Raw genomic sequence first — 13,954 nt, forward strand, 5'->3', positions numbered from 1 at the left:
AAGCACAAACATCCATTTATCGAACATGTTTTCCAGTTCGTATTCGGTTTTATTAAACTTGGGCATCTCCAAGTAAATGAGCGTTAGCTTATCATAAAATACTTCCTGCGTGGCTATATCTACAAGTCTTACCTCGTGGTGGTAATAATCATTGTTATTGCTGTCGAACGTAAAGTTAAGGATACCAACTGTATAAACGGCTTTCAGCTCATAATTCCAGCTCTTGCCTTTCACTGCTTGCTCGCGAATGGGAAATGTGGTGTAAAATACACTGCGGTCTTTAAAGAACTGTTGTTCGCCTTTTTGCATCTCTACCAGGAACTTTTCGCCTTGTTCGTTTTCACAATAAACATCGAACACGGCACGCCGGTCGGCTTCCAGTGTACCAAGATGTTCGGCATTGAGGTAGGTAACATCTTTTATAACTTGTCCATCAGGCAACAACGAATTCAGAAAACTGATTAACAAATCTTTGTTGAGCTCGGTACCAAACAGCTTCTTGAAACCAAAATCAGTATAAGGGTTGATGTATTTTTCTATAAGTCCTTCGCTTCCCATAACGTTAAGTGTTAGTTGCGACAACAAACTTACTGGAAATTTGGGAGATTGTCAAGAATATGACAAAATTTTAATCTGCATTATTCATACTTCTTCAGGAGTTAAAGAAGGCTTATCCTGGTAGGATGAAAATTGCAAGTAGAAAAGTTTATCTGGTTATTACAGGTTTGTTTTGTTATTCCCAGTTTTTTTGTACTTTCGTCAAATGGAAAACAATGAATCTAATACTATTGATCAATTATTCCTGAGAATAATTCTTAAAAATGACGAAGAAGCTTTTCGTAGTCTTTTTTTCGAGTATTTCTCTCCATTATGTGTGTTTGCACATCGCTATATTGATAGTTGGGAAACCTGCGAAGACATTGTGCAGGATGTTTTCTTCAAAATATGGAAAAACAAAAAGCAGATAGTGATAAACACCTCAGGCAAAAACTTTCTGATAACAAGTATTCGCAACAGTAGCATAGACTATTTAAGGAAAAAGCAAACCGAAAGTGATTGGCAGGAGATATTAATAAAGAAACAAGCATTAAACTCCGAACAACACGAACTTAATTCAATTTTCGAACTGGAAGAAATGCTTACCAACGCATTAAATCGTTTGCCCGAAAAGATAAGGATTATCTTTGAAGAAAACCGGTTTGAAGGAAAAACTTACGCCCAAATAGCTAGCGAGCACAACATCTCTTTAAAAACTGTAGAAGCCTATATATCAAAGGCTTTGAAACAACTCCGCATAGAATTGAAAGACTATCTTCCTTTTATTCTTCTATTTCTTTAATTTTTCTGTAGGGTAAATTGCCCGACGTTCGTCTAATAATAAACAATACACCGTGAGTATAAGTACCGAATATATTATGGCGTATCTGGATGGGAAATTATCTCCTGCCGATACTAAAGAATTTGAAAAGCAACTGGCTCTGTCGGCCGAGCTTAAAAAAGATGTTGATGATATAAAACATATCCTGCAACTTAGTACAGAACTGAGTATGTGTAGGAAAGTAAATGTAGAAAAAAACTGGCAGAAGGTGTCGGGAAGAATAAAATTGCATAAACAGTATACAAACTTTGTGAAGTATCTTAGGAATAGTGCCGCCATATTGACTCTTCCTTTAATTTTGCTAACTGGTACACTTTTGTACCAAACAGATGCAAATAAATGGGAAGCCGAAGAAATTGAAACAGTAGAAGTTCTTTCCGTGCCCGGAACAATATCGAAGATTAACCTTCCGGACGGTTCTGTTGTTTGGCTGAATTCGGGCTCCACTCTTACTTATGCCCGGAATTTCCGCCAGGGAGCCCGTAAGGTATCACTTCAGGGAGAAGCTTATTTTAAAGTAGAATCGGATAAAGAAAACCGGTTTGATGTGGTACTTCCCGGGCATTTGGTGGTAAGTGCTTATGGAACAGAATTTAATATCAACGCCTATCCGGATAACAACAGGATAGAAACAACCTTAGTGAAAGGAGTGGTTGCAGTAGGAAAAGAAAATACCACAAACGCAAGCATTCTGAAACCCAATCAACAATTTATATATTCAAAAAAAGAAGATATTGCCACAACAAAAACAGTTTCACTCTCTGTAACTACAGGCTGGAAGGATGGTAAAATGGTATTTAAAAGAGCCAATATGCTGGAAATAATCGAACGGTTATCCCGAAAGTTTAATGTTGACATTATTCTGGAAGGTGAAGAATTATATGGTTATGAATATTCGGCTACTTTTATTAACGAAACTTTGCCGGAAATACTCAGTCTGCTGGAAGATTCGGCACCCATAAAATGCCGGATTGTTGAACCCAGACAAAGTGAAGACTCATCCTTCTCGAAAAGGAAGGTAATAATAACAGTGAAAACAAATCGTTAACCTCAAAAACAAGAGCCTATGTGAAAGGAATAAAACAACAAAACGGGAAAATGTTTATAACACTTTCCCGCAGTTATCAGACATTACCAACCCGAAAATCTCACCTGACGAATGGTAATGAATCAATTAGATTTTAGTAACCTAATTAATTTGACAATGCAAATTTATGAAAGATACAGCTACCTACAAAAGTTTTAAACCTTATTTAGGTTTATTCCAACAAATCCCCAAGTTTATGCGAATCGCAATATTATTGCTATTTATTATAATGTTTCAGGTAAAAGCGGAAGTATATTCCCAAACCACACAAGTTAGCCTGAATATGAAAAATGCTAGTATCGAAGAGATACTAAGCACAATTGAGGAAAATACAGAATTCTATTTCCTGTATAACACTAAACTCATTAATGTTGACCGGAAAATGGATGTTAGCCTATCAAATGTTACAATTGAATCTGCTTTAAAAAAGATTTTCAATAAAACAGATGTAATATACAAAATAGAAGACAGGCAAATTATATTGAGTAAGCATTCGTTTCATGCAATTGCTCAACAAAACCGCAAACTGGAAGGTACGGTAAAAGATGAGAAAGGTGAACCTATTATTGGTGCAACCATTAAGATAAATGGTTCTGCCACAGGAACAATAACCGATTATGATGGACGTTTCTCACTTGATATTCCGGAAAAAGCAACGCTCCTGGTATCATACATTGGTTATATAACCCAAACCATTGCAATTACCAATCAAACCCATTTAAACATAGTGTTGGCCGAAGACTCTAAAGTACTTGATGAAGTGGTGGTGATAGGATATGGTACAATGAAAAAGAGCGATATAACAGGCTCGGTAGCTTCGGTGAAGGTAGACGAACTGAAAGAAGGTGTATCAACATCTGTAGATCAGCTTCTGTTAGGTAAAAGTGCCGGGGTCAATGTAGTGCAAAATAGTGGCGAGCCGGGTGGTGGATTCTCAATAAACATTCGTGGAGCCAGTTCGGTAAATGCAGGTAACAGCCCATTGTATGTAATTGATGGAATACCAATTGACAACTCACGCCCCATTGAATCCGGATCCATCGTAGGATTTTCGGCCAATCGCAGTCCGCGTAATCCACTCTCTTCTATTAACCCATCGGATATTGCCTCCATCGAAATTCTTAAGGATGCCTCGGCCACAGCTATTTATGGATCGCGGGGAGCAAACGGTGTAATTTTAATAACAACCAAAAACGGAGGAAAAGATGAAAAGGCAAGTGTAACCTATCAAGGGTCCTTCGGTGTTCAAAGTCCGGCCAATAAGCTGAAACTGTTAAATGCAACAGATTATAAGAGAATACTGAATGAGATTATTGATGCCGGTGGCGAAGACGAATCGAATAGAGTAGGTGATATAGCTAACAATGGGAAAGGAACAAACTGGCAGGATGAAGTAATGAATAAAAGCGCCATTGTGCACGATCATCAGATATCTTTTACCGGGGGAACAAAGAAAACTGCATACTACGTTTCGTTAGGATACGTAACCCAGGAAGGTATTATTAAAAACACCAGTTTCGATCGCTATAGTGCCCGAATTAATCTGAAATCGGATATCAGTGATAAACTCAAAATTGGTATTAATGCCACCGGTTCGTATATGCAAGATAAATATGTAGCAAATGGCTTCGGGGTAAACGAAGGCGCAGGAGTAATGTATGCAGCTTTCAATTTCGACCCCACGTATGGTGTAAAAGATGATGAAGGTAATTTTATAACATCTCCCTTGCACACATTGGATAATCCTGTTGCTATTACAGAAGGCATGCGTTCCACATCCGATACATATCGTTTTCTGGCATCGGCTTATGGAGAATACTACTTCACAAAAGATTTATTTGCCAAATTAAATCTCGGAACAGATTTTATGAACGAAAGCCGTAAAAGTTTTGTATCGAGTGTAACCAAAGAGGGGAAAAACAACGGTGGCATAGCTGCCAATCAGAATTCGGAAAAGACCAATTACCTGATTGAAGGTACACTCAATTATAACAAAACATTCAATATTCATTCAGTTGGAGCGTTGGCGGGTGTTACTTACCAAAGATACATTACAAGCAGGTTGAACAATACAGCTTCTGATTTTCCGAACGAATCATTAGGTGCCGATAATCTGGGTATTGGTAATAAAGGAACTTTTAACATCACTAACTCCGTTACCGGCAATCGTTTGGCATCCTATATTGGCCGAGTGAATTACTCATTGCTCGATACCTATCTTCTCACAGCCACTCTCCGCGCCGATGGTTCTTCCCGGTTCGGAAAGAATAACCGGTTTGGTTATTTTCCATCTGCTGCGCTGGGTTGGAAAATGACAAACGAAAAGTTCCTTAAGGATATAGATGCTATTACCTCCATGAAACTTCGTTTGAGTTGGGGAAAAACCGGTAATCAGGAAATTGGTAACTTCCCCTCGCTTAGTACTTTTGCAAAAGCAGGAAATGCAGTTTGGAGCAACAGGCCGGTAACAGGAACACAACCCGAGAAAATGCCTAATCCGGATTTGAAGTGGGAAACAACCGAACAAGTTAACCTCGGTTTAGATTTTGGTTTCTTCAACAACCGGATTACAGGTAGTATTGACTATTTCCGGAAAAAAACCACAGATATGTTATTGAATTTACCTGTACCACAATCTACCGGATTCGACAATATCTTGTCCAATATTGGGCGGATAGATAATAATGGTTTTGAGTTTCTACTAAATACCGTGAATGTGGATACTCGCAATTTCAGTTGGAGTTCAAGCATAACATTATCTGCCATGCGCAATAAAGTAAAAGATCTTGGTGGTATTGATCAAATTATTATTGGCGCCAATTATAATCATGTTACCCAAGTGGCCATTCAGAAACCAGGACTGCCTTTAAATGCTTATTATGGTTGGGAAATCGACGGGATATGGCAGGTAGGCGATGATTTTAGTAAGTTCAAAGAAGACTATAAACCCGGCGACCTGAAGTATGTTGATCAGAATGGTGATGAGGTTATTGATGATAAAGACCGGGTAGTGTTGGGTAATTCTTTCCCCGACTTCCAATGGTCGTTTGGAAACACCTTCACTTATAAAAACCTGGAACTATTTGTGTTTTTTGAAGGGGTGCAAGGAGTAGATATGCTGAATGGTAACCTGATTGATAATTACTTCCCGATAAATTTCAGGCGTAACAAATTCTCTGAACTTTATCTTAATAGATGGACACCCGAGAATCCTTCGGATAAATATCCTTCTTTTGTTGATCCGCTGAAATTCGGTCGTAGAGTGGCCAATAGCAAAACTGTTCAGGATGCATCATATATCAGGTTACGAACAATCCGCCTGAGTTATACCGTGCCAAAGATTCCTTATCTGAAAGGACTTCAACTGTATGTTACAGCAGAAAATCTGTTTACTATAACTGATTATATTGGTCTTGATCCGGCAGTAAATCCTAATAATAATATAAATTTCAGGATGGATTTCAATGCTTATCCTACTTCCCGAACATTTATGTTTGGAGCTAAGATTGATTTTTAATGTTAAACTTCAAATGAACAGAATACGATGAATGCAATTAGTAAAAAAATAAATATACTGGTTCTTTCGATAATAGGAATACTTTTCCTGTCGGCATGCGAAAGTTGGTTGGACGAACCTGTAAGATCACAATTTGGAGAGGAGAATCTGCTTTCGACTAAACAAGGGCTGGAATCGGTACTTGCCGATGCGTATGCTAAAAATTGTGGTGGTGGATTGTTGCGCGATATAGTGAAGCGTGAAGAATTTACCACAGACATTCTTTGGCAAACCGGTGGAGGAGAAAATGGTACGGCAGTGCCTTTGATAAACTTCAGATGGGATCCCTCGAACGCAATGGAAGCATTAGACTGGATGCCATACTGGCGTATTATCCGAAACTGCAATATAGTTATGGATAATCTTCCTAATGTAAAAGATATAAATACCGAAAAAGAAAGAGCCGAACTACATGCCGAGGCACAATTTATGAGGATATGGGCTTACTATCAATTATGGGATCAGTTTGGGCCAATGCCGATACGTAAAACACAATCGGAACCTTTGGAATTACCCAAAGCCTCTACAGAAGACTTTGCTACATTTATGGAAACCGAATTGCTCGAAACAATAAAGAATCTTCCCACACCAGGCAAAGAACCCGACTACGGACGTGTACATAGCGGTGGAGCAAAAGCATTACTTTGTTTGTGGTATCTCAACAACCGGCAATGGCAAAAATGCGCCGATATGGCTCAGGATATTATATCGGGCAAACAGTTTGATTTATATCCGGATTATACCGATCTGTTTGCTTTGGAGAATGAACAGAACTGTGAATTTATATTGGTTAAAACAACATTGGCAAATTCGGGAACGCATAATGTTCTTTTGCCCACAGCTCTGCCTTGGGACTTTAAAGTGGGTATAGACGGAGGGCTGAATGGTGTAGTAAATGAAAAGTGGTCGAACTTTGCTTCGCAATACAGAATGTATGATGAGTTTTATTACAGCTTCGATGCGAAGGACGAACGGAAAAGTCGCATTGTAACAAAGTATCAGGATTCTAAAGGAGTTATAGTTGACTTATTGGTTGACTATAAAGATGCTACCCGCGGAATTAAATATCCACCCGATCCTGCTGCATCAGGCGAATCTCATGGAAATGATTTTCCCATTATTCGTTATGCAGAAATACTTTTGGCCCGGGCAGAAGCTTTGAATCAACTGAATGGACCTAATCAGGAATCTATGGATCTTATTAATAAAATAAGAAAAAGAGCCGGGGTAGACGAACTGGATTTGAAAGATTATCCCACAAAAGAAAGCATGATTGAACAAATACTGAAAGAAAGAAGATGGGAATTTTGGTACGAAGGAAAAAGAAGAAGAGATCTTATCCGAAATGGTATGTTTATTGAGTGTGCTCATAACAGGGGTATTGAAAATGCAGATGAACACCATTTATGGTTCCCTATACCACAATCTGCCATTGATGCGAATTCTTTACTGGAGCAAAATAAGGATTATTAATGCGAAGAGGGTGTATAAAGCACCCTCTTCCCCAATTAAGCATAGTATGAAACAGAAGATTTATTACTTACCATTTATCTTATCGGGATTGCCACTTGTTGGCTGTCAGGAAAAAACAAATATAGCTGGAGAACTGCCTCCCAACATTATTTTCATCCTTACAGATGATATGGGTTACGGTGATATAGGCACCTATGGAGGAAAATTTATCCCAACGCCTCACCTGGATCGCATGGCTAAAGAAGGGCTACAGTTTATGCAATACTATAGCGCTTCTCCCATCAGTTCACCTTCGCGTTGTGGACTTATTACAGGAAACAATCCCGGCAGATTTCATATAAATAGCTATTTACAACACAGAAAAGGAAATAAGGAAGCCGAGATGAACGATTTTCTAGTAGCAAATGCACCATCGCTTCCTCGTGCCATGAAAACAGGTGGATATAAAACAACCCACATCGGGAAATGGCATCTGGGTGGTGGAAGAGATGTATATAATGCACCTCCTTTTTCCCAATATGGTTACGATGAATATTGCAGCACTTACGAAAGCCCTCAACCAGATCCGCTATTAACAGCTACCGATTGGATATGGTCGGCCCAAGATAGTATTAAACGTTGGGAACGAACTGCCTATTTTGTGGATAAAACATTAGACTTCCTGAAACGCAATAAAAACCAACCATGTTTCATAAACCTTTGGCCAGATGATATGCATACACCTTGGGTGGGCAATATGGAAGAACAAATGATATTTCCGGAAGGCGAAAATTCGGAAAAACACTTCCGAACTGTATTACAAGAGTATGACAAGCAAATCGGTCGTTTGTTGGATGAAGTAAAGAAGTTGAATCTGGATAGAAATACGATTGTTATATTTACCAGCGATAATGGTCCCGCTCCTAGTTTCCGTGGTAGTCGCGCGGGTAATATGCGAGGTTGTAAAGCATCACTTTTCGAGGGTGGAATGCATCTGCCTTTCATTATATGGGATACCAAAGAACAAATACCTGCCGGAAAAGTGGATGAAACATCGGTTGTAAACGCACTCGATATGTTCCGGAGTTTATGTAAAATTGCTGGTGTTTCTCTTCCGGAAGGATACAAAGGAGATGGTATGGATATGAGTCAGGCACTGATGGGTAAGCCACAAAAAAGAACTATTCCTATGTTCTGGGAATACCGTCGCAATGATTCCAGAGCATTTCCAATGCCGGCCGACAAAGATATAAGTCCGAACGTAGCCGTAAGAGATGGCGACTGGAAATTGCTGATAAACGACGATGGATCTGATGTGATGCTTTACAATTTGGCCGATGATCTTCGCGAAAGCATGGAAGTTAGTGAACAATATCCCGAAGTTGCAAACAAACTGAAAGAAATGGCACTAAACTGGCGACGCTCTTTACCCCAATACCAATAGCCTTTTTTATCAATAGGAAGCATTTGATTATTCCTTTTTCATAAAAAAATGTAGTTATTAAAAACCTTTTTACGATATATCTGTTATTTAGATAAACCGTGAACAAAGATTTTTATAATAACTTAAACATTAACGTATGAAAAAAATTCTAATGTTACTGGCTATAGCCGGTTTAACATCTGTTGCAAGTGCACAGAACACTGTGGGATATGAAGATGGAAATGGAACCAATAAGTACCAAGTGTTTACAAACAAATTTTGGGATAATTGGTTCCTCTCTTTTGGTGGTGGTGGCGAAATGCTGTTGGGTAATACCGATGTACATGCCGATTTTAAAGATCGTATCAGTCCCACATTCAATGTTGCTGTGGGTAAGTGGTTTACTCCCGGGTTAGGTTTGCGTATGCAATACAGTGGTTTCCAAGGACGTGGATATACCCGAGATGCTGGTAATGTGTATGTTGACGGCGGCAGAGAAGCCGATGGATTTTACAAACAAAAGTTTAAATACATGAACTTGCATGGCGACATCTTGTTTAACCTGAGCGCTATGTTTGGTGGATACAAAGAACATCGTGTTTATGAATTTATTCCTTATTTAGGTGCCGGTTTTAGTTACAACTACACAAAACCTCATGCCAAAGGTTTCACTATTAATGGTGGTGTTATCAACAAATTCCGTCTTTCAAGTGCATGGGACCTCAATCTTGAAATGAGTATTATGGGTGGCCCTAATAAATTTGATGGCGAACTTGGTGGTAAAGTAGATGCCGATGCTACTGTTGCAGCATCGATAGGTTTTGCATACAAATTTACCAAACGTGGCTTTGATAAACAAAAAATCCAACCTCAGCTAATTTCTGAAGCCGAATTGAGAAATCTACGTAGTAAGATGAACGAAATGGCTGCCGATAATCAGAGTTTACGCAATGAATTGGCAAATGCAACCAAGCCGGTAACTACCATTGTTAAACCTGAGATTGTAGATCCTGATGTGGCTCCACGTTCGGCATTCTTTAAAATTGGTTCTTCGAAACTTGATCCTACCGAGCTGATTAATCTTGGTTTTATTGCCGATCAGATGAAGGAATATCCAAACATGAAGTTTGCAGTGAAAGGTTATGCCGACTCGGCTACGGGTAGCGCAGCAACTAACCAACGCTTAAGCCAACAACGTGCTAATTCAGTTGTCGACGAGTTAGTTAACAGACATGGCATTGAACGAAGCCGATTTGTTACTATTGAAGGTATGGGTGGCGTTTCTAAATTTGAAAAACCATATCTAAACCGTATGGCGTTGATTGAAATGGTGAAATAGGCGTAAAAGCGCGAAAGCGTGAAAGAAGAAAGGCGCAAAGGAGCGAATGGAAAAGAACTTTCCTTTCACGCCTTTGCGCCTTTCTCTTTTTACGCTTTTCTTCTTTCGTGCCTTCACGCTTTCACATCTCATGGCTACAAATAAAAAAGGGAAGTCTCACGACTTCCACATTTCTTCTAACCTTAAATCTAAATCTCTATGAAAAAAACGTGCGACAAATATACTCATTTTTCCCAATAAAGAAAGTTAATTCATAAGATTAAGATGCTTTTCTACATAAATATTATGCTATATCCTATAAAAAGTGCATTATTCTTGCAATTTTATTAAATTTGAGTAGATAGAATTCTGGTTTAGCAACTCGCGAACTCCAAGAATATACATTTGTTTTCTTGCTCTTGTTAATGCAACATTGAGTTTTCTATCTATTAAACATCCATCGTCTTCAATTACATTCGACAAGAGTCGCAATTGATGCGAGTAGTTTATGCAAAACGAATATATAATAACATCGCGTTCGCTTCCCTGAAACCTCTCTACCGTATCAACCATTATATTATTCAGGCAATCAATTCCGAAACGAGAGATTTCTTTTTTTATCAAGGCTATCTGGCTACGGTAAGGAGTAATAACACCTATGGTTTGATGCGGATTAAATGCTACTGTTTTCTCGTAAATTAATGCAACCAGTTTTGCAGCCAGCCTGGCCTCACAATAATTTGTTTTACCCGAACATTGGTGCTTTTCTTGCTCCGATGGAATAAAAAACATCCGTGAGGTTATTCGGATAGCATTCTCTATATCCGGTTCGGGTTCGGTAGTATCTTGTTGATGCGGTAAGCCCAATGCCTGAAGCTTACCATTGTAAAACGCATTGTTAGCAAAGTGGGCCACAGCCGGATGCATTCTCCCCTGTTTAGAAAGCATATCAACCGAACGGGTAAATACCTCTTCATTATTCATTAGTTTCAACGAACGGTACAGACGCTCAAAAAGTGAATCCTTAAGATTAGTTATGCCAATAGCCCGGAGGTTCTCTTCGTAAATCTCGGTTTGTTCGGGCGATTGAAGTACCACAGCCGGCAGTTGCTTATGGTCGCCTATCAAGATAAACTTTCCAATTGCATTTTTACCTGAGTTATCGCTGGCTGATAATATACCTAATAGTTGAGGCTCAAGAATCTGGGTAGCCTCATCTATAATGGCTATATCGAATGTTTTGAGTTTAAAAAGCTCAGGCTTATTTGAAAGTGTAGCAACAGTTCCCACAAAGATGCGGCATTGTGAAATTTTATTGCGTACATCGTTTCTGCGTTTGCATCCTACTAATATGTTTTCTAATAGGTAAGGACGATAAGACACATCGCAAGACAGCTCGCTCCCCACTCTGATAAAATTAACCTGTGGACGAATAGAGGTCAGTGATTTGCAAATTTCATCGACAGCCCTGTTGGTATAGGCCAACAATAATATCTGTGTATCCGGATTTTCGTGAAACGTTTCTACCATCCGTCTCAATGCCTGCGATGTTTTTCCGGTGCCGGGAGGACCAATAAGCAGAAAATAATCTCTGGCTGCAAAAGCTTTAAGTGCAATTCGTTGAAAATCATCTTCGGCATGCATTATTTTATCGTCCAGAGTCGTGTTGAATTCGGGTTGCCGCAATCCCAATAAAAGTTCCCGCCGACTTCGATTAGCCGAAATAAAAGTAGCCAACCCAGCAAACATATTTCTGAAAGTAGTATCCATTGAATCGTGTTCAACAGCATACAGGCTATCGGCCGGCAATACCGATGTATTATGTTGAGTTGCTCTTAGCCGGATAGCAATTTCTTTATCGGTAAGATATTCAATATTACCTTTAAATACCATGCGGTTAGTGGCATTGTCGTTGCTGGTGTTGCGCTCGTACAAAACAACGGCATCACCTTCGCGAAAGTTTGGTAAGGCACCCGGAAAATCGTTATCGAACTGTGTATCCGGAACGTTTCTCGAAAAAATAACGTGTGCCTTATGCTCATCTGTGGCATGGTTCTCTTGGATTGTTAAGTCGTACAGGATTTCGCCGGATTCGCATTTCTCCATAAAAGTAGACAGCCATAAGGATGCAGCTCCTGTACGTCCGTTGTAATCTGTACTTCCTGTTTTGGCTGTATATTGTTCTTTTATAATAAAGTTGTACAGGGTAAGGAAATATACCTTCTCTATGGGTGATAGCTTTTCTATTTTCTGATATATCCGGTCTATAGAGGGGCGAAGGTATGTTTCCCAAAAATGGCCTTTCAAACCTCTTTGGTTTAGCACTCCGGCATCTATCTCCTTTAACCGGTTCTGGGTATAATAGATGTTATTTCTGAATTGGATAGAATATTCGTCGGCTACAATCTTGTTACGCAGATTGATGGCTCTTCGCACCATTGCCCAGGACGAACGGGCAGGATACAGCATTGGATAACGTGTATAAAAAAGATACGCATTTACCTCCTGATGCTTTTTCCCCAAAGTATATTGTAATATTGCCTGATACAACAACATCTGCACCTTATGGTTTTCTTTGGGAACTACTTTGCCTTGAATGGCGTATTCATCTCCTTTCCCCGATTTCATTTCGATGATAGAAGATGCATCGCGTTGCATATAGTCCAGCCGCCCCTGTAAGCCCAACGCTTCGCATACATACGAAGGCTCAAGTACAGCATCGCTCTTATCCAGGTTATAACCTACCATGCGAAAAGTATTCTGAACCGTTTCGCGGATATGCTCAAAGTGCATCTTGCAACTATTGAAAAACTCTTTCTCTTTTTCCGGATCGTACAAATCAGTACACGATGCTAATTCAAGCGAATGGCGGCGGAAGACTTTTTGCATACATTGCCCGTAATCTACTTCGCCGTTGGCATATATCCACTCATCGAGGAAAAGGTTGGCAATGTTACCCAGTAAAAGTGGTTGTGTGTTTTCGGGTAGTTGTAACTTATTAAGCTGATAGTTAGCCGGATGGTTGCCGTAATCTTTGTAACATTCGGCCAGCGAACTGATATCCAACAGGTAATCCGGTTCAAGCACAATAAAGCTAGGTGTTAATATACCGTTTTCATCTTCGGTTACATCCAGTAAGTTTAACCGGGCAAATCTCCATAACATTTCGCATGTTTCGGCAAATTCGTCATTTATCTGCGAGATGTTATAACGTACACGTAAATAATCATCGGATATGGCATCGAGTGGGGTTACATACAGGTAACTTTCATCGGCATACTGAAAACTTACCCGCATCCGGTCTATATGTTTAACACCCGGCGAAGCAACCAGATAGGTTGCATCGGCTCTAGGCAAAAGTTTATATAAAGTAACAGGTATGTTTTCTTCGTAAATTTTGCGCACAAAGAAAGAGATGGTTTTAATATCTCTCATCAGTTTCTCTACTTCCGGTTCGGCCTGCCGGTTTAGTATGGCGTTCGAAGTAAGCCGAAAAGTGTGTAACCGGTTCTGCTCAACATTGCTCAATCCCAATTTAATTGCAACAAAGTTCAACCGGGCAGATAAATCGGTTATTTGTAGGCTCTCATTTTCCATCTGATCCTTGCATATCCTCTCCAATAAATCGCGAAGTTGTTTGTAACGTGTTGAAAGAGAGATATCTTCTGCCTGGCAGAGATAAAGTAACATGTCAAAATAATCGGCTGCCTCGTTCTTCATGTGGCAAATTTACATTATTT

At 39.5% G+C, this 13,954-nt stretch carries 8 protein-coding genes; 6 read left to right on the top strand and 2 right to left on the bottom strand.

Annotation, left to right across the window (positions count from 1 at the left end; all coding sequences use genetic code 11):
- On the bottom strand, window positions 1–558 hold a 558-nt coding region (locus tag D0T85_RS22815), incomplete at its 3' end, for an Rpn family recombination-promoting nuclease/putative transposase (RefSeq protein ID WP_239060715.1).
- Window positions 559–763: 205 nt separating this feature from the next.
- Between D0T85_RS22815 and D0T85_RS13440 the strand changes: the two genes are divergently transcribed.
- From D0T85_RS13440 to D0T85_RS13465, 6 genes are all read left to right on the top strand, one after another.
- Complete coding sequence (locus tag D0T85_RS13440) at window positions 764–1,339, top strand: RNA polymerase sigma-70 factor (RefSeq protein WP_163214030.1); 576 nt, start codon at window positions 764–766, stop codon at window positions 1,337–1,339.
- A gap of 52 nt (window positions 1,340–1,391) precedes the next feature.
- A complete protein-coding gene (locus D0T85_RS13445; protein WP_163214031.1) occupies window positions 1,392–2,426 on the top strand; it encodes a FecR domain-containing protein in 1,035 nt (344 codons plus the stop codon).
- Window positions 2,427–2,661: 235 nt separating this feature from the next.
- Entirely contained in the window at window positions 2,662–5,982 is a 3,321-nt protein-coding gene (locus D0T85_RS13450) for a TonB-dependent receptor (RefSeq protein ID WP_163214032.1), read from the top strand.
- A gap of 27 nt (window positions 5,983–6,009) precedes the next feature.
- Entirely contained in the window at window positions 6,010–7,494 is a 1,485-nt protein-coding gene (locus tag D0T85_RS13455; protein WP_163214033.1) for a RagB/SusD family nutrient uptake outer membrane protein, read from the top strand.
- A gap of 46 nt (window positions 7,495–7,540) precedes the next feature.
- Entirely contained in the window at window positions 7,541–8,917 is a 1,377-nt protein-coding gene (locus tag D0T85_RS13460; RefSeq protein WP_163214034.1) for a sulfatase, read from the top strand.
- A 136-nt stretch (window positions 8,918–9,053) separates the two neighbouring features.
- Window positions 9,054–10,235, top strand: coding sequence for an OmpA family protein (locus D0T85_RS13465; protein ID WP_163214035.1), 1,182 nt, complete (start codon window positions 9,054–9,056; stop codon window positions 10,233–10,235).
- Between the two features lie 309 nt (window positions 10,236–10,544).
- Here D0T85_RS13465 and D0T85_RS13470 read toward each other — a convergent pair whose 3' ends face one another.
- Window positions 10,545–13,934: an AAA domain-containing protein gene (locus D0T85_RS13470; RefSeq protein WP_163214036.1), complete on the bottom strand. Its 3,390-nt coding sequence runs from the start codon at window positions 13,932–13,934 to the stop codon at window positions 10,545–10,547.
- Window positions 13,935–13,954 lie beyond the last annotated feature (20 nt).

Origin of the sequence: Bacteroides sp. 519 (assembly GCF_010500955.1) — a bacterium.
GTDB lineage: Bacteria > Bacteroidota > Bacteroidia > Bacteroidales > Bacteroidaceae > Bacteroides.

Coding starts and splice junctions, on each gene's coding strand:
- D0T85_RS13460 (WP_163214034.1), top strand. CDS start 7,541: ATGAAACAGAAGATTTATTACTTACCATTTATCTTATCGGGATTGCCA.
- D0T85_RS13465 (WP_163214035.1), top strand. CDS start 9,054: ATGAAAAAAATTCTAATGTTACTGGCTATAGCCGGTTTAACATCTGTT.
- D0T85_RS13440 (WP_163214030.1), top strand. CDS start 764: ATGGAAAACAATGAATCTAATACTATTGATCAATTATTCCTGAGAATA.
- D0T85_RS13450 (WP_163214032.1), top strand. CDS start 2,662: ATGCGAATCGCAATATTATTGCTATTTATTATAATGTTTCAGGTAAAA.
- D0T85_RS13455 (WP_163214033.1), top strand. CDS start 6,010: ATGAATGCAATTAGTAAAAAAATAAATATACTGGTTCTTTCGATAATA.
- D0T85_RS13470 (WP_163214036.1), bottom strand. CDS start 13,934: ATGAAGAACGAGGCAGCCGATTATTTTGACATGTTACTTTATCTCTGC.